17 protein-coding genes are annotated in these 16,452 nt (G+C 61.3%); all 17 read left to right on the top strand.

Features of this window, described 5'->3' with window-relative positions; genetic code table 11:
* Nucleotides 1-85 precede the first annotated feature (85 nt).
* From cdaA to rsgA, 17 genes are read left to right on the top strand one after another with little or no spacing between them, the layout of a single operon-like run.
* Nucleotides 86-961, top strand: a complete 876-nt coding sequence (gene cdaA, locus DV520_RS03720; protein ID WP_021920746.1) for a diadenylate cyclase CdaA — start codon at nt 86-88, stop codon at nt 959-961.
* Nucleotides 958-2,199 (top strand): CdaR family protein, encoded by a 1,242-nt coding sequence (locus tag DV520_RS03725; protein ID WP_117141827.1) that lies wholly within the window; start codon nt 958-960, stop codon nt 2,197-2,199. Before cdaA ends, DV520_RS03725 begins: the two co-directional genes overlap by 4 nt.
* Nucleotides 2,200-2,235: 36 nt before the next feature.
* Complete coding sequence (locus DV520_RS03730; RefSeq protein ID WP_117141828.1) at nt 2,236-2,679, top strand: SoxR reducing system RseC family protein; 444 nt, start codon at nt 2,236-2,238, stop codon at nt 2,677-2,679.
* On the top strand, nt 2,664-3,587 hold the full coding sequence (locus tag DV520_RS03735; RefSeq protein ID WP_187422451.1) for a DUF5685 family protein: 924 nt from the start codon (nt 2,664-2,666) through the stop codon (nt 3,585-3,587). The genes DV520_RS03730 and DV520_RS03735 overlap by 16 nt, the downstream gene beginning before the upstream one ends.
* Nucleotides 3,580-4,173: a J domain-containing protein gene (locus DV520_RS03740; protein WP_117141829.1), complete on the top strand. Its 594-nt coding sequence runs from the start codon at nt 3,580-3,582 to the stop codon at nt 4,171-4,173. Before DV520_RS03735 ends, DV520_RS03740 begins: the two co-directional genes overlap by 8 nt.
* A 37-nt stretch (nt 4,174-4,210) precedes the next feature.
* Nucleotides 4,211-5,089, top strand: coding sequence for a YicC/YloC family endoribonuclease (locus DV520_RS03745; protein WP_021919480.1), 879 nt, complete (start codon nt 4,211-4,213; stop codon nt 5,087-5,089).
* A 13-nt stretch (nt 5,090-5,102) separates the two neighbouring features.
* Nucleotides 5,103-5,366: an extracellular matrix/biofilm regulator RemA gene (remA, locus tag DV520_RS03750; protein WP_021919481.1), complete on the top strand. Its 264-nt coding sequence runs from the start codon at nt 5,103-5,105 to the stop codon at nt 5,364-5,366.
* On the top strand, nt 5,363-5,959 hold the full coding sequence (gene gmk / locus DV520_RS03755) for a guanylate kinase (protein ID WP_117141830.1): 597 nt from the start codon (nt 5,363-5,365) through the stop codon (nt 5,957-5,959). Before remA ends, gmk begins: the two co-directional genes overlap by 4 nt.
* Before the next feature lie 6 nt (nt 5,960-5,965).
* Nucleotides 5,966-6,226 (top strand): DNA-directed RNA polymerase subunit omega, encoded by a 261-nt coding sequence (gene rpoZ / locus DV520_RS03760; RefSeq protein WP_117141831.1) that lies wholly within the window; start codon nt 5,966-5,968, stop codon nt 6,224-6,226.
* Nucleotides 6,227-6,251: 25 nt separating this feature from the next.
* Entirely contained in the window at nt 6,252-8,717 is a 2,466-nt protein-coding gene (gene priA / locus DV520_RS03765; protein ID WP_117141832.1) for a replication restart helicase PriA, read from the top strand.
* Between the two features lie 29 nt (nt 8,718-8,746).
* Nucleotides 8,747-9,241, top strand: a complete 495-nt coding sequence (gene def / locus DV520_RS03770; RefSeq protein ID WP_021919485.1) for a peptide deformylase — start codon at nt 8,747-8,749, stop codon at nt 9,239-9,241.
* Nucleotides 9,242-9,278: 37 nt separating this feature from the next.
* Entirely contained in the window at nt 9,279-10,199 is a 921-nt protein-coding gene (fmt, locus tag DV520_RS03775) for a methionyl-tRNA formyltransferase (RefSeq protein WP_117141834.1), read from the top strand.
* Between the two features lie 21 nt (nt 10,200-10,220).
* Nucleotides 10,221-11,558, top strand: coding sequence for a 16S rRNA (cytosine(967)-C(5))-methyltransferase RsmB (gene rsmB / locus DV520_RS03780; RefSeq protein ID WP_117141835.1), 1,338 nt, complete (start codon nt 10,221-10,223; stop codon nt 11,556-11,558).
* Entirely contained in the window at nt 11,551-12,579 is a 1,029-nt protein-coding gene (gene rlmN, locus DV520_RS03785) for a dual-specificity RNA methyltransferase RlmN (protein WP_117141836.1), read from the top strand. Before rsmB ends, rlmN begins: the two co-directional genes overlap by 8 nt.
* Nucleotides 12,580-12,613: 34 nt before the next feature.
* Nucleotides 12,614-13,348 carry a Stp1/IreP family PP2C-type Ser/Thr phosphatase gene (locus DV520_RS03790; protein WP_021919489.1) on the top strand — a complete coding sequence of 245 codons (735 nt, stop codon included), beginning with the start codon at nt 12,614-12,616 and terminating at the stop codon, nt 13,346-13,348.
* Between the two features lie 16 nt (nt 13,349-13,364).
* Nucleotides 13,365-15,341, top strand: coding sequence for a Stk1 family PASTA domain-containing Ser/Thr kinase (pknB, locus tag DV520_RS03795; RefSeq protein ID WP_021919490.1), 1,977 nt, complete (start codon nt 13,365-13,367; stop codon nt 15,339-15,341).
* Nucleotides 15,338-16,231 (top strand): ribosome small subunit-dependent GTPase A, encoded by an 894-nt coding sequence (gene rsgA, locus DV520_RS03800; protein WP_021919491.1) that lies wholly within the window; start codon nt 15,338-15,340, stop codon nt 16,229-16,231. The genes pknB and rsgA overlap by 4 nt, the downstream gene beginning before the upstream one ends.
* The last annotated feature ends 221 nt before the right edge of the window (nt 16,232-16,452 follow it).

Consider the following 16,452-nt stretch of genomic DNA (forward strand, 5'->3'; position numbering starts at 1 on the left):
GTTGTAAATGGGAGGGAAATACAGTATAATAACTTGAATTACCATAGAAAACTTGGCGGATTATACCCTAAAGGAGGTGGGAGCGATGACCTCGTTTTTGCAGTACTGCGTCAACACGTTGGGTTATCTGCGGTTGATGACAGTCTCTGATCTGATCGACATCGCCATCTTGTCCTTCCTGTTCTATAAATGCATCGGGATTTTCCAGCGGACCAACGCGGCCAAGGTGGCCAAGGCGCTGCTGCTGATTATCGTTGCGATGTGGATTTCCTACCAATTTAACCTTAATGCCATCAGTTTCATTTTGAATAAGGCGGTGGAGCTGGGGCTGCTGGCCCTGGTGGTCATTTTCCAGCCGGAGATTCGCCGGTTTTTGGAGCGCATTGGCAGCAACAACGTCTCCCGAATCTCCCGCTTTTTCCGGAATGAAACCCCAGTCAGCGATGTGGAGGAGGCCATTCAGGAGACGGTGGAGGCCTATGGAGAGATGTCGAAAAACCGGGTGGGCGCCTTGATGGTGTTCGAGCGGGAGACCAATCTGTCCAACATCATCTCCTCGGGCACTCCCTTCCAGTCCACGGTGACCAGTGAACTGCTGAAAAACATCTTTTATCCCAACGCGCCCCTCCATGACGGCGCAGTGGTGGTCCGGCAGGGGAAGATCGCGGCGGCGGCCTGCATGCTCCCCATGTCGGAGAGTATGAATCTAAGCAAAGACCTGGGCATGCGCCACCGGGCCGGTCTGGGTATGAGCGAGCGTTCTGATGCGGTGGTTGCCATTGTCTCCGAGGAGACAGGGGCCATTTCTGTTGTGGTCAACGGTAACCTCCGCCGGCACTTGTCCCCGGAGACGCTGGGACGGATTCTGCGCAATGAACTGCTGCCCCGGGAGGAGAGCGCCTCCGGCAAGCGGCGCAGACCTTCCCTGCCGTTCTGGAAAGGAAGGGGAGGAGAATCGTGACCAACCCGAAGAAAAACCGCAAAATCTTCAATATCGTCCTGGCCATTGTGCTGGCGGTGGGTGTGTGGATGTATGTCATCAACGTGGAAAATCCCTCCGGCACCGGTACTGTCCGGGAAATCCCGGTTACCGTGGTGGGAGAGGACAGCCTGGCTGAGCGAGGGCTGATGGTGACGGAACAGAACCGGGACCATGTCTCTCTCAAACTCTCCGGTCGAAAAAAGACCCTGATGAAGCTCAATCGGAAAAACATCACCCTAAAGCTGGATGTCTCCTCGGTTACCTCGGAGGGGGAGCATACGCTGAGTTGTAAGGTGGACTTCCCAGATACCGTGGGCGACAATGTCTCTATTTCGGATTGGGAGGACCTGCATGTCACGGTGACGGTGGAGAAACAGGCAACCAAAGAGATTCCGGTTCGAGGAGAGTTCATCGGGACGGAGGCGGACAACTGCCTGGCCGGTGCGGTGACCACCGATCCTGAGACCCTGGTTCTAAAGGGCCCGGCAAAGGAGCTGGAGGGCATCTCCTATGCCCTGGCAACGGTGGGGGGAAAAGAGGTTCGGGATACCATAGTGGAGCAGTCCAGTGTGGTATTCATGGGCCCGGACGGAACCCCCGCCAGCCGGAAGAATGTGACCGCCAGTGCGGAGTCGGTGGAGGTCACCGTCCCAGTCCGGCAGGTGGTCTCCCTCCCGCTCACGGTGGAGATCATCGAGGGCGGCGGCGCTGCCCGGGAGGATGTGGAGGTGACGATTTCCCCGGAAACCATCACCGTGGTGGCCCAGGAGGGCGAGGAAGCTCTGCCCAGTGCCATCTCCCTGGGAACCATTGAGCTGGAGGATGTTTTGGGCGATACCTCCTATTCCTTCCCCATCAAGCTCCCTACGGGCGTCACTGCCTGGGGAGAGCAGAGCCGATACGCCAGAGTGTCTCTCACCTTTCCCCAGCTGGTAACGCGGCAGCTGGCAGTGGAGCAGATTGCATTGCAAAATATCCCCCAGGGGTATGACGCGACGCTGGTGAGCAAGCAGCTTTATGTCTGGGTGCGGGGAAGGCAGGACCTGGTGGAAGCCCTCGATCCCAAACAGCTTCAAGTGGAGGTAGACCTGTCCGAGGCGGGAAAAGGGGACGAGCTTCAGCGGTTCCCGGCAAAGGTTACCTGGAAGGGCGGCGAACCGGAAGGGGTTAAAATCATGGGGACGCATTACAGCGTTGCCCTGCGGCTGAAACAATAGGAAACCATGGTTTGAGAAACAGGTAAGGAGGTTTCTATGGAACAGATCGCAATGGTAAAGTCCATTCTGGACAATGGAATGGCGCAGGTTGCCGTACAGCGGGAGACCGCCTGCGGCGCTGCCCACAGCTGCGCGGACTGTGCAGGCTGCGAAAAAATGATGACGCGGACGGAAAACGTCGTGGTGGCATACAACGATGTGAACGCGCACCCGGGGGATGTGGTGAAGGTACAGAGTGAGAATGGCAATTTCTTTAAGACAGCAGCCATTGTCTACCTGCTGCCCTTGGTCCTGGCCCTGGTGTTTTACGGTGTGGCCTCGGCCCTGTCCCTGGGCGGAGAGGGTCTGCACGCCCTTTGCGCGGGGATTGGGTTTGTCCTGGGCATCCTTGTGGCCGTGGCCTGGGACCGCCACATGAAAAAGGTCAGCGGCCTGCGCTTCCACATTGTGGAGGTCAAACGGGCATGTTCGGGTATGTAAGAGCGGTTACCCCGGTTCTTGCACCGGAGGAGGCCCGGCGGTATGAGGCGGTCTACTGTGGTCTGTGCCGCACCCTGGGGGAGCGGTACGGAAAGACGGCCCAGCTGATCCTCAACTATGACTTTGTCTTCCTGGCCATCCTTCTGGCCCGGCCAGAGACAGGGGGAACCTTTCCCGACTGCCCCTGTCCCGTCCATCCCTGGCGAAAGAAAACCTGCTGGCTGGGGTCTCCTGCCCTGGACGCTGCGGCGGACGCCACGGTGATTCTCACTTGGTGGAAGCTCCAGGACGCTCTCCGGGACGGAAAGCTGGCCCAGCGAATGGGCAGCCGGGCTGCGGCCCTGCCGCTGAGAGGACATTACCGGGCCGCGGCGGCCCGGTGGCCGGCCTTCGATGAGACGGTTCGGTCCTGCCTGGAGGAGCTGCATCAACTGGAGCGGGATCGCGTGCCGTCCTTGGACCGCCCGGCGGATACCTTTGCCCGGATTCTCCAGGCGGCGGCAGTGGAGACGGATTTGGCCGCGCGCACCCGTGGGGTGCAGCAGATTCTCTACCACGTGGGGCGCTGGATCTACCTGGCCGATGCCTGGGACGACCTGGCGGAGGATCAGCGCACAGGAAACTACAATCCCCTCCTGGCCCGATTTGGGGACCAGGCAGCGGCATCCAAGGAATCGCTGCGGGAGACCATGCGAGTCTCCCTGGGCCTGGCAAACACCGCCTTTTCCCTGCTGGACTGGGGAGAGTGGGAGCCTCTGCTGGGCCATATTCTGGGCACGGGACTGCCCGCTGTGGAAGAGGCCGTTTTTACCGGCCAGTGGAAGCAGCGAAAGCGCCCATTTCATCATCATCAAGGGTCCGCGCCTGCCGCGGTGCCCACCAATAAGGAGAAGGAAACGTATGAATGATCCCTATGCCGTGTTGGGCGTGAGCTCTTCTGCCAGTGAGGAGGAGATCAAACGCGCCTATCGGGACCTGGTCAAGAAGTATCACCCGGACAACTATGCCAATAACCCTCTGGCCGACCTGGCCGAGGCCAAGATGAAAGAGGTCAATGAGGCCTATGACGCCATCATGAAGGCCCGGACCCAGGGCGGATACCAGTCGGCCGGCGGGAACGGGTATGGCGGTGGCCGGACCTCCAGCCAGGGCGGCGGCCGCTACAACAATCCCACGCTGATTCAGGTGCGCCAGCTCATTGCCCAGAACAATCTGGCGGAGGCGGAACGGATTCTCCGGAGTACCCCGGCCAACAACGGGGAGTGGTACTACCTTATGGGCAGTATCGCCTACCGCCGGGGCTGGATGGACGATGCCCGCCAGAATTTCTGGACCGCCTGCAACATGGACCCCAACAACATGGAGTACCGTCAGGCCATGAACAGTATGGGGATGCAGGCCCGACGGGGAACCTATGGAGGGGGAGACGATATTGCCAACCTCTGTACCACCCTGTGCTGCCTCAACTGTCTGTGCAATTCGTGCAGCGGCTGACGGCGCACGGAAGAAAAATGAGAATGAGGTGTTTGGCTTGATACGAAGTATGACAGGCTATGGCCGGGGGGAGGGGGTCCTCCACGACCGGGCCATCACGGTGGAGGTTCGGGCGGTGAACAACCGCTATCTGGACTGTGCGGTGAAGATTCCCCGGCTCTATGTATTTGCCGAGGAGAGCATTAAGGCCCAGGTGCAGAAGCAGGTGGGCCGGGGAAAGGTGGATGTGCTGATTTCCATTGATGCCACCGCTGCGGACAAGGTGGCGGTGAGCCTGAACCGGTCTGTGGCCGACGGATATTACACCGCCCTGACCCAGATGCGGGATGCCTATAACCTGAAGGATGATATTTCAGTCTCTCTCCTCTCCCGGTTCCCGGATGTGTTTCTGGTGGAGAAGGAGCAGGGGGATGCCGATGTGATTGCTGCGGACCTGCTCCAAGTGCTCTCCCAGGCGTTGGAGGGCTTCAACGCCATGCGGGAACGGGAGGGCCAAAAGCTGGCGGAGGATATCCGGGCCAAGGCCGCCGCCATCGCCGCGCTGGTGGAACAGGTGGAGGTTCGTTCTCCGGAAACGGTTGCCGCGTATCGGGAAAAGCTCCGCCAGAGGATGCAGGAAGTTTTGGAAAATACCCAGATCGACGAGAGCCGGATTCTCACCGAGGCCGCCATCTTCGCGGATAAGGTGGCCGTGGACGAGGAGACGGTCCGCCTGCGCAGCCACCTGTCCCAACTGGAGGATATGCTGGAGCAGGGAGGCGCCGTTGGCCGGAAGCTGGATTTTCTGATCCAGGAGTTCAACCGGGAGGCCAACACCATCGGCTCCAAGTGCAGCGACGTGGCCCTGTCCCGGGTGGTGGTGGAGCTCAAGGGCGAGATCGAGAAGATCCGGGAACAGGTGCAGAACATCGAATAGAGGAGGCGACCTGTTGAAGCTGATCAATATTGGGTTTGGAAACATGGTGTCGGCCAGCCGGCTCATCGCCATTGTCAGTCCGGAATCCGCCCCCATTAAGCGCATGGTCCAGGAGGCCAGAGACCGGGGGGTGCTGGTGGACGCCACCTATGGCCGCCGTACCCGGGCGGTCCTCATTACAGACAGCGACCATATCATCCTCTCTGCCCTGCAGCCGGAGACGGTAGCCGGCCGGCTCAACGGGCGGGAGGAACTGGCAGGGGAGGAAGAGGAATGAACAAAGGGACCTTGGTGGTGATCTCCGGCTTTTCCGGCGCGGGCAAGGGCACGGTCTTGTCCCAAGTGCTGGCACGCCGTCCTGATCTCTATTTCTCCGTGTCCTTTACCACCCGTCCCCCCAGAGAAGGGGAAAAAGACGGGGTCAATTACCATTTTGTCACCCGACAGGCGTTTCAGGAGCGGATTGAACGGGGAGAATTTTTAGAGTACGCCGAGTATGTGGGGAATTTCTACGGAACCTCCATGGCGGTGATCCGGGAGAAGCTGGACCAGGGAATCGACGTGATCCTGGAGATTGAGATTCAGGGGGCGGCCAAGGTTCGGGAGAAAATGCCGGAGGCGGTCTCCCTGTTTTTGGTCCCGCCCTCCTTTGAAGAGCTCTCCCGCCGGCTCCACGGCCGGGGAACCGACTCGGAGGAGAAGATCCAGCAGCGGCTGGAGACTGCCCGCCGGGAGGCGAAGGAAATTGTGAACTATGACTACATCGTCGTCAATGACACGGTGGACCGGGCGGTGGGGGAGATATTAGCCATTCTCATCGCGGAGGGCTGCCGGAAGGAAAGACGGCTTCATCTTGTGGAAGGAGTGTAATGGATTATGATGCTGTATCCCGCAATGAATGAACTGCTGGAGCAGGTACCCAGCCGATATCAGCTGGTGAATGTGGTGGCGGCCCGGGCCCGGAAGATCGCCGCCAAAGCGGAACGGGAGGACCTCATGCTGGAGGATAAGCCGGTGAGCATTGCCATTCGGGAGATTGCCGAGGGACACTGGAAGGACCCGGAGGAGGCGGCCGGGATGGAGGAAGGATTCCCGGAAGAGGAGCATCTAATCCAAGGGGAAGCGGGCATCGAATGAACAGCGCCCGTGCCGTGACGGCGGTATGATGCTGGCCAAAATTGCCCTGTCGGCGGCCACCTTTGCCATTGATCGGCCCTACTCCTATCGGGTTCCCGCCCAGCTGGAGAACCTGCTGGAGCCGGGCATGCGGGTTCTGGTGCCCTTTGGCAAGGGCAACCGGTCCAGCGAAGGCCTGGTGCTCTCCCTGGAGCAGGCGGAGGAAACCCACCGGCTCAAGGAGATTCAGACTCTGCTGGACCGCCGCCCTGTCCTGACCCCCGAGGGCATCCAGCTGGCGCTTTGGATGCGGGAGCGGTTTTTCTGTACCGTCTATGCCGCCGCGCTGACCATGCTTCCCACGGGACTGTGGTATGTGCTCAAGGAGGGATACGCCCTGGCCCCCGGGGTGGACCGGGAGACTTGGGAGGCCAAGACGGCCGGCCATCCCCGGGCCAGACAGGTGATGACCCTCCTCCACGGAGCAGGGGGGCGGGCTGACCTGGCCCAGATCAGAGCCATTCCCGACGGGAAAGACCCCCGAGGGGTGCTGCGGGAGCTGGAGAAGGCGGGCCTGGTGGTCCGGGAAACCCAGGCCCGGCGGAAGGTCAAGGATAAGACGGAGCAGATTGCCTCCCTGGCTGTGGACCCGGCGGAGGCGCTGGCCCGGATGGAGCCCCGGCGGAAGACGGCGCCCATGGGGTATGAGGTCACATCCTTGCTGTGCAACCTGGGCAGCGCCAGCGTGAAGGAGCTGTGCTACTTCACCGGGGCCTCCCACCAGACGGTGAAGAGCCTGGAAAAGCGGGGGATTCTCCGCCTGCAGGAGCGGGAGGTGTTCCGCCACCAGCTGCCGGATATCCGGCAAACGCAACCTTTGTCTCCTCTGAACGAGGCGCAGCAGGCGGCCTATGAGGGGCTGCGGGCGCTGATGAACGGGGGAAAGCCGGAGGCGGCCCTCCTCTACGGGGTCACCGGCAGCGGGAAGACCCAGGTCTACCTCCATCTGATCGAGCAGACCCTGGCGGCGGGACGGGGGGCCATTGTAATGGTCCCGGAAATTGCCCTGACCCCCAGCCTGCTGCAGCTCTTCCTCACCCATTTCGGCCGGCAAGTGGCGGTCCTGCACAGCTGCCTGTCCACCGGGGAGCGGTACGACGAGTGGAAGCGGGTCCGGGATGGACAGGCCTCTGTGGTCATTGGGACCCGTTCTGCGGTGTTTGCTCCCCTGGCGGATGTGGGCCTTATGATTTTGGATGAGGAGCAGGAGAGCAGCTATCAGTCGGAGAGCATGGTCCGTTACCACGCCCGGGAGGTGGCCAAGTTCCGCTGCACCCACCATAAGGGACTGCTTCTGCTGGGGTCGGCGACCCCGGCGGTGGAGAGCCGGTATGCCGCGGAGATGGGACAGTATCACCTGTTTACCCTCAGGCAGCGATACAATGCCCACCAGATGCCGAAAGTGCGCCTGGTGGATATGAAGCAGGAACTCCGGCAGGGAAACGCCACGGGCCTGTCCGGCCTGCTGCGGGAAGAACTGGAGGAAAACCTCCGGCGGGGGGAACAGAGCATTCTCTTTCTCAACCGCCGGGGCAACAGCCGTATGGTGGTATGCAGCCAGTGTGGCGAGGTTCCCACCTGTCCCCGGTGCTCGGTTCATTTGACCTATCACAGCGCCAATGGCAGGCTGATGTGCCACTACTGCGGCCATTCCCAGCCCCTGCCGGAGCTCTGCCCCCATTGCTATGGCCGGCTCCAGTTTGTGGGCATGGGCACCCAAAAACTCCAGGAGGCGCTGGAGGAGAGCTATCCCGGGGTGGAGATCATGCGGATGGACGCGGACACCATTACAGCCACCCAATCCCACGAGGTGCTGCTGGACCGGTTTCGGTGGAAGCAGGTCCCCATCCTTTTGGGCACCCAGATGGTGGCCAAGGGGCTGGACTTTGCCAATGTGACCCTGGTGGGGGTGGTGGACGGCGATCTGTCCCTATACGCAGACAATTACCGGGCTGCGGAGCGCACCTTTTCCCTGCTGACCCAGGTGGTGGGCCGGGCGGGGCGGGGAGAAAAGCTGGGGCGGGCTGTGATTCAGACCTGGACCCCGGACAACGATGTGATCAACCTGGCTGCCCGCCAGGATTACGATACGTTTTACGAGGAAGAGCGGGAGATGCGCCGGATGCTCCGGTTCCCCCCCTTTCTGGACCTGTTTCGGATTACCCTTTCCGGTCCGGAGGAGACCCAGGTTCTCCGGGCCTGCGCGGTGATCCGGCGTAGCTTAGAACCCTGGGTGAAGCCCCGGCAGCAGGGGCCAGAGGGACCGGAAGTGCTGGGCCCTGCGCCGGCGCCTGTTTTGAAGGTGAACAACCGGTACCGGTACCGCGTGCTGCTGAAGTGCCGGAACGGGCGGGAGATCCGGGCGGTCCTCGCCCAGATTCTCCAGGCGGCCCAGCAGGACCGGGCCAACCGGGGGCTGTCCATCGCAATGGATGTAAATCCCATGGATTAAAGAGAAATAAGAGGAAGGAATGACCCATTATGATCAGAAAAATTCTGCAAAAGGAAGACCCTGCCCTGCATAAAGTATGCCATCCCGTCACCAGCTTCGACCGGAAGCTGGGTGCTCTGCTGGATGATCTCACTGCTACCCTGAAGGATGCCCAGGGCTTGGGCCTGGCTGCCCCCCAGATTGGGATTCTCCGCCGGGTCTGCGTGGTGATGGACGAGGATGAGCAGTACCTGGAGCTGGTCAACCCTGTCATTGTCAGCCAGGAAGGCGAGCAGGAGGGATTTGAGGGCTGCCTGAGCTTAACGGGGATGTACGGCATTGTCAAGCGCCCCATGAAGGTGACGGTGAAGGCCCAGGACCGCCATGGAAACCCGGTGGAATATGAGCGGGAAGGGGTCACCGCCCGCTGCTTCTGCCATGAGATTGAGCACCTGGATGGACACATGTACTATGAGCGGGCGGGCCGCCTGTTCACCGAGGCCGAGGTGGATGAGATGCTCCAGAAGGCCGAGGAAGAGGCGTAATGCAGGCCTGTTGGAGCGGTCAGGAGGGGAGAGAGGCATGAGGATTCTATTCATGGGCACGCCGGATTTTGCCGTGCCCTCGCTGGAGGCCCTGGTGGCCGCCGGACATGAGGTGGTGGGGGTGTTCAGTCAGCCGGATAAACCCAAGAACCGGGGGATGAAGCTCCAGCCCACGCCGGTGAAGTGCTGTGCCCAGGCCCACGGCCTGGCGGTCTTTCAACCCACCAAACTCCGGGACGGCACGGCGCTGGAGACCATTGTCCAGCTGGCGCCCGACCTCATCGTGGTGGCGGCCTACGGCCGGATTTTGCCCCAGGAGATTCTGTCCTATCCCCGGCTGGGGTGCATCAATGTGCACTCCTCCCTGCTGCCCAAGTACCGGGGGGCGGCCCCCATTCACTGGGCCATCCTGAACGGAGAGCAGGAGACCGGGGTGACCATCATGCACATGGCTCTGGCGCTGGACGCCGGGGATATCATTGCCCAGCGGGCCACCCCCATTGACCCGGACGAGACGGTGGAGACCCTCCATGACCGGCTGGCCCGTCTGGGGGCGGAACTGCTGGTGGAGACGGTGGAGCATCTGGCCGACGACACCGCCACCCGGACCCCCCAGGAGGAGAGTCAGGTGACGTTGGCGCCCATGCTCAGCCGGGCCCTGTCCCCCATGGACTGGAGCCGCCCTGCCCGGGCCCTCCACGATCAGGTGCGGGGACTGCTTCCCTGGCCCGCTGCAGTGACAGAGCTGGGGGGCGTACGCTGCAAGATTTTGGCCACCACCGTGCTGGAAGAGACCACGGAAAAGGCGCCGGGCAGCGTGGTGACAGCGGACAAGACGGGCCTGAAAATTGCCTGCGGGGAGGGGACGCTCCTCCGCATCGACCGGCTTCAGGCGGACGGAGGCAAGCGCCTGGCGGCTGCGGACTATCTGCGGGGACACCCCATTCCCGTGGACTGAGAGAGAAAGGAGGGATGGGGCATGTCCGCCCGAGAGGCTGCGCTGCTGACCCTGGTGGCGATGGAGCGCCAAAAGGCCTGGTCCAACGGCCATTTGAAAAAGGTCATCCAGGAACAAAGATTAGACCGGCGGGATGCCGCCCTGGCCACCCGCCTCTGCTTTGGTGTGATCCAAAACCGCATGCTGCTGGACCACTATCTCCAGCAGTACTCTGCCATGAAACTGAGCAAAATGGAGAGCAAGGTACGCAACAACCTGCGGTTGGGTCTGTACCAGATGCTTTTTATGACCAAGATTCCCGTCAGCGCGGCGGTAAGCGAAGGGGTAAAGCTGACCAAGAAGCACTGCAAAAATCCCCGGGCGGGGGGGATGGTCAACGGCATTCTCCGCAATCTGGCCCGCCATCTGGACGAGCTTCCCACCCTGGACCGGGGGAATCCTGTTGCATATCTCTCCCTGCTGTACAGCCACCCCCAGTGGTTGGTGGAGGAATGGAGCCAGCAGTTGGAAGCGGGGGAGCTGGAAGAACTGCTCCGCTGGGACAACAGTGAACCCCCTGTGACAGTACAAGTAAACACTTGCCGATTCCAAACCTCTCAGGTGGCGGCGGCGCTGGAAGAGGAGGGGATGACAGTGACGGCCCATCCCTGGCTGCCGGACTGTCTGGTGCTCACGGGAACAGGGGACCTGACCCAGGGGCGCGCCTGGCAAACCGGGATGTTCTACCCGCAAGACCCTGCGGCCCGCCTGGCGGTTTTGGCGGCGGGCCTGTTGCCAGGGAATAAGGTCCTGGACGCTTGTGCGGCGCCGGGAGGAAAATCTTTTGCTGCGGCTATGACCATGGGAGACCAAGGAGAACTCTATGCCTGCGATCTCCATGCCCATAAAAAGGCTCTCATCGAGGCTGGGGCAGCTCGGCTGGGACTGGGTTCCATCACAGCCCAGGTGCTGGACGCCAGAAAGCCCCGTAAGGGGTGGGAGGGGACCTTTGACACGGTGCTGGCCGATGTACCCTGCTCCGGGCTGGGGGTCATTCGCAAAAAGCCGGAGATTCGCTATAAGCCCCAGGAAGAGCTGGCCGGACTGCCCGCGCTGCAGGGGGAGATTTTGGACAATGTGGCCCATTATGTCAAGCCGGGCGGGGTGCTGCTTTACTCCACCTGTACCCTTCGTCCTCAGGAGAATGAGGCGGTGGTCCGGGCCTTTTTGGCTTCCCATGGGGGCTTTTCTCTGGAGGGATTCCGGCTGCCTGGCCCCATGGGGGAACAGCCGGAGGGGGTTTGTACCCTTTGGCCCCAGCGGCTGGGGACCGATGGATTTTTCCTGGCCAAATTCCGAAGGAGGGAAGACCATGACTGACCTGAAATCCATGACGCCGGAGGAACTGACCGCCTGGTGCAGGGAACAGGGCCAGCCGGCCTTTCGCGGCAGGCAGCTGTTTCAATGGCTCAGCCGGGGGGTGGTTTCTACCCAGGAGATGACGGACCTTCCCAAGGCCCTTCGGGCGAAGATCGACCAGGAGGGCGGCATTTCCCCCCCGTCGGTGGAGCGAAAACAGGTCTCAAAACTGGATGGAACCATAAAATATCTTTGGAGGCTGTCGGACGGCAACTGCATTGAGACGGTTCTCATGCGCTACCGCCATGGCAACTCCGTCTGTATTTCCTCCCAGGTGGGCTGCGCCATGGGCTGTGCCTTCTGCGCCTCCACAGTGGGGGGGCGGGTCCGCAACCTGACGGCGGGAGAACTGCTGGACCAGGTCATTTTTACCCAGAAAGATTCCGGTGTCCCCATCTCCAACATTGTTCTGATGGGGATTGGGGAGCCGTTGGACAACTATGACAATGTACGGCGGTTTTTGACCCTGGTCAACCACCCGGACGGTGTGAACATTGGCATGCGCCACATTTCCCTGTCCACCTGTGGACTGATCCGGGGGATTGACCGCCTGGCGGAGGAGGGACTTCAGCTCACCCTGTCTGTGTCCCTCCATGCCCCCGACGATGAAACCAGGAGCGCCCTCATGCCCATCAACCGGGGCACGGGGGTGGAGGCCCTGCTTGCGGCCTGCCGCCGGTATTTTGCCAAAACCGGCCGGCGGATCTCCTATGAGTATGCCATGATCGACGGGGTCAACGACACCCCCCGCCATGCCGCCCTGTTGGGGGACCGGTTGGAGGGGACCGTTGCCCATGTGAATCTCATTCCTCTCAACTATGTGGAGGAGAGCAGCTTAAAGCCCAGTCCCCATGTGGCCGCCTTTCAGAGGCAGCTGGAAAAGCGGGGTATTCCCGCCACCGTCCGCCGGCGGCTGGGCAGCGATATCGACGCCTCCTGCGGCCAGCTGCGCCGGAAAGCCCTGCAAAACCGGGCGGAATGAGGAGAGCAGGAGATGCGAAAGGAGATGATCCCCCATGGTTTCCGTATGGGGACTGACTGACAGAGGAATCGTACGAAGAGAAAACCAGGATTCCTGTGCCTATGAAATCATAGAGGACGGCGACCTGGCCTGGGGCGTTGTGTGTGACGGCATGGGCGGGGCCAAGGCCGGCGACATCGCCAGCAAGATGGCGGTGGAGACTTTCTGCGCCCATTTGGAGCAGCTGCGGGATCTGGAGGGGCCCCCCCCCGCGGCGGACCTGCTGCTGGCCGCCGCCGAGGACGCCAATCGGGTGGTCTATCTCAAGGCGGAGACCGACCGGGACTGCGTGGGCATGGGCACCACCTTGGTGGGAATGATCCTGCGGGGCACCACCCTGTGGGTGGTGAACGTGGGGGACAGCCGGGCCTATCACATCACCAAGCAGGCCATCCGGCGGATTACCCGGGACCACTCTGTGGTGGAGGATCTGGTGGCCAAAGGGGACCTGACCCCAGAGCAGGCCAGAAACCACCCCCAGAAAAATTTGATCACCCGGGCCTTGGGCACCGCCCGCCGGGTGAAAGCCGATCTCTTTCAGGAAACTGTGGCGGAGGGAGACTATCTCCTGCTCTGCTCTGACGGACTGATCAACGAGGTCACCGACCAGGAAATCCACCGGGAGGTCTTGGCTGGGGGGACCCCCCAGGAGATTTGTCAGCGGCTGATGACCCGCACCTTGGACAGCGGAGCGCCGGACAACGTCACCGTTGTGCTGTTCCAACTGTGAGGAGGCGTATATTACCATGAATCAATACATCGGTAAAATGCTTGACAACCGGTATGAGATCCTGGATGTCATCGGGGTCGGCGGGATGGCGGTGGTCTATAAGGCCTATTGCCACCGGCTGCACCGGTTTGTGGCCATCAAGGTCTTAAAGCGGGACCTGGCCGCCGATGCGGAATTCCGCCGCCGGTTCCATGAGGAGGCCCAGGCAGTTGCCATGCTCTCCCACCCCAACATCGTCTCTGTGTACGATGTCAGCAAGGGGGATGATCTGGACTATATCGTCATGGAGCTCATCGACGGCATTACCCTCAAGCAATATATGCAGAAAAAAGAAGGTCGCCTGAACTGGCGGGAGTCCCTGTATTTTATCACGCAGATTGTCCGGGCCCTGGGACACGCCCACAGCCGGGGGATCATTCACCGGGATATTAAGCCCCAAAATATTATGGTGCTCCGGGACGGCAGCGTGAAAGTGGCTGACTTTGGCATTGCCCGGATCATGTCCGCCGCCCAGAACACCCTGACCCAGGAGGCTCTGGGGTCGGTGCACTATATTTCCCCGGAGCAGGCCCGAGGCAGCCACATTGACGCCCGGGCGGATATCTACTCTGCCGGCGTGGTTCTCTATGAGATGCTCACCGGGCGCCTGCCCTTTGATGGGGACTCCCCGGTGTCCGTGGCCATCCAGCACATCAGCGCCAAACCCATGTCTCCCCGGGAACTCATTCCGGACATCCCCTTGGGCCTGGAGGAGATCACCATGAAGGCCATGGCGTCCCGGATTGACCAGCGGTATATGAATGCGGAAGCCATGCTCCGGGACCTGGAGGAGTTTCGGAAGAACCCCCAGGTGGAGTTTCACTATAACCTGGCCAGCTTCCACGGCAACCAGCCCGTGCCGGATGAGCCCACCCAGGCAGTGGATGGGGCCAGTTCCCTGGGGCGGCGGCAGCGCCCCCCCGCCCGGCCCAGAACCGCGCCGCCCCCGCGACGATATCCGCCGGAGGAGGCCTATGAAGACGCCCAGGAACGCAAGCGGAATCTGGTCATTCCCATTGTGGTGGTGGTCTTCCTGGTGGGAGTGGGCATTTTCCTGTGGCTGACCTTTTTCAGCGGCCTGTTCGCCCAGGATGACGCGCTGAAAGTGCCGAACCTGCTGGGGGAGAAGATCGAAGATGTCACCCAGGATCAGGAGATCCTACAACATTTTAAGATTGTAGAACAGGCCAGGGAACCCAGTGAGGACTATCCCGAGGGACAGATCATCCGACAGGACCCCGACGGCGGCACCGAGGTGACTGCCGGGGAGGAACCCATCACCATTCAGGTGGTGGTCAGCTCCGGGAAGGAGACGGTGGAGATGATTGACGTGCTGGGGGACACCTATGAGACCGCCGTCACCCGTCTGCAGCAGCTGGACCTGAAGGTGGATACCCCCACCCGGGAGCCCTCAGATGACGTGGAGGAAGGCAAGGTGATCTCCAGCGATCCCGTGGCGGGGACCAAAGTCAGCCCGGGAGATACCGTGCGTCTGGTGATCAGCTCCGGCCCTGACACCCGAAACGTAACCGTCCCCACCCTCACGGGAACCACGCTGGAGAACGCCCGAAACATCGCCACCAGCGCGGGGCTGAAAATCTCCAGCGTGACGGAGGTAAACAGCGACAAGCCGGTGGGCCAGGTGGTTTACCAGAGCATTGCCCCCAACACCGAGGTGGAGGAGGGCACAGGCATTGTCCTCCAGGTGAGCAAGGGACCGGAAAAGCAGGAACCGGTGACCAGCACCAAAAATATCGAGATCACCCTGCCCGATGACGAGCGGGAGAGCGTAGAGGTGCGGATTACAGTGGACGGAAAAGAGGTCTATAAGAACGACGTGAGTACGGAGCAGGGGAGTTTTTATGTTCCCGTCACCGGCTCCGGCGTCATGGAAATCTGCATCTATTTTGACGGAAGTTTGGAAAAACGGTACAGTGAGAATTTTAACGAATGAGTCAGACAAGGGTAGAAGGAACCATCCGTAAGGCATTGAGCGGATTCTATTACGTTCAGACAGAGCAGACCCTGGTGACCTGCCGGGCCCGGGGAAAGTTCCGGTATCAGAAAGTGACCCCCCTGGTGGGGGACCGGGTGGCCATTGCCCTCCAGCCGGATGGGTCGGGCTCCCTGGTGGAGATTCTGCCCCGCCGCAATGCCTTTCAGCGTCCGGCGGTGGCCAATCTGGACCAGCTGGTCATCATCGCCTCCGGGGCGGTCCCGGTGAGCGATCCTTTTCTGCTGGACCGGATCATCTCTCTGGCCGAGCGCAAGGGCTGCGAGCCGATTTTGTGCATCAACAAGTGGGACCTGGTCCCGGCCCAGCAGCTGCTGGAGACCTATCGGGCCGCGGGAATCCCCGCCCTTCCGGTCAGCGCGGTTACTGGCCTGGGAATCGACCAGCTGCGCGGCTTGCTGGCGGGAAAGATCTCCGCTTTTACTGGCAACTCCGGGGTGGGTAAGTCCAGCCTCCTCAACGCGCTGGACCCCGCCTTTGGCCTGGCCACGGGAGAGATCAGCGAGAAGCTGGGCCGGGGGCGCCACACCACCCGGCATGTGGAGCTGTTCCCCCTGGCAGGAGGGCTCATTGCGGACACACCGGGCTTTTCCGCCTTCGATCAGGAGAAGGGAGAGGACCCGGTGGAGCAAGAGGCCCTGGCCCGGTCTTTCCGGGAGTTTCGTCCTTACCTGGGCCAATGCCGCTTCGTGGGCTGTGCCCATGTGAAGGAGCAGGGCTGCGCCGTTCTGGCGGCCCGGGATGCGGGGAAGATCGTCCCCAGCCGGCACGAGAGCTATGTGCGGCTGTATGAACTGGCCAGGGAGAACAAGCCCTGGGGGAAAAACTGAATTTCCGTGTCCGCACCACCCGTCCCCTTTCGGCATAGACTGAGAGCGGACGGGTGTTTTCATGCCCGGGAAGGGAGGGGAGCCCATGAAGATGGTGGTGGTGAGCGCACCCAAAGCCTTGGCAGGCTTGCTGAAAAAGCTCTTCCATATTTGAAACGGGGAACCAGGTCTATCTGCCGGCAGTTCCACATAGGATGGGACAGATACTTACTTGACACGAG

Origin of the sequence: Evtepia gabavorous, from assembly GCF_003425665.1 — a bacterium.
Lineage (GTDB): Bacteria > Bacillota > Clostridia > Oscillospirales > Oscillospiraceae > Evtepia > Evtepia gabavorous.

What these genes read in the sequence shown, in the direction of transcription:
- rsgA (WP_021919491.1), top strand. Translation starts at nt 15,338, where the DNA reads ATGAGTCAGACAAGGGTAGAAGGAACCATCCGTAAGGCATTGAGCGGA.
- DV520_RS03740 (WP_117141829.1), top strand. Translation starts at nt 3,580, where the DNA reads ATGAATGATCCCTATGCCGTGTTGGGCGTGAGCTCTTCTGCCAGTGAG.
- rpoZ (WP_117141831.1), top strand. Translation starts at nt 5,966, where the DNA reads ATGATGCTGTATCCCGCAATGAATGAACTGCTGGAGCAGGTACCCAGC.
- pknB (WP_021919490.1), top strand. Translation starts at nt 13,365, where the DNA reads ATGAATCAATACATCGGTAAAATGCTTGACAACCGGTATGAGATCCTG.
- DV520_RS03735 (WP_187422451.1), top strand. Translation starts at nt 2,664, where the DNA reads ATGTTCGGGTATGTAAGAGCGGTTACCCCGGTTCTTGCACCGGAGGAG.
- def (WP_021919485.1), top strand. Translation starts at nt 8,747, where the DNA reads ATGATCAGAAAAATTCTGCAAAAGGAAGACCCTGCCCTGCATAAAGTA.
- cdaA (WP_021920746.1), top strand. Translation starts at nt 86, where the DNA reads ATGACCTCGTTTTTGCAGTACTGCGTCAACACGTTGGGTTATCTGCGG.
- fmt (WP_117141834.1), top strand. Translation starts at nt 9,279, where the DNA reads ATGAGGATTCTATTCATGGGCACGCCGGATTTTGCCGTGCCCTCGCTG.
- DV520_RS03730 (WP_117141828.1), top strand. Translation starts at nt 2,236, where the DNA reads ATGGAACAGATCGCAATGGTAAAGTCCATTCTGGACAATGGAATGGCG.
- rsmB (WP_117141835.1), top strand. Translation starts at nt 10,221, where the DNA reads ATGTCCGCCCGAGAGGCTGCGCTGCTGACCCTGGTGGCGATGGAGCGC.
- priA (WP_117141832.1), top strand. Translation starts at nt 6,252, where the DNA reads ATGATGCTGGCCAAAATTGCCCTGTCGGCGGCCACCTTTGCCATTGAT.
- gmk (WP_117141830.1), top strand. Translation starts at nt 5,363, where the DNA reads ATGAACAAAGGGACCTTGGTGGTGATCTCCGGCTTTTCCGGCGCGGGC.
- rlmN (WP_117141836.1), top strand. Translation starts at nt 11,551, where the DNA reads ATGACTGACCTGAAATCCATGACGCCGGAGGAACTGACCGCCTGGTGC.
- DV520_RS03790 (WP_021919489.1), top strand. Translation starts at nt 12,614, where the DNA reads ATGGTTTCCGTATGGGGACTGACTGACAGAGGAATCGTACGAAGAGAA.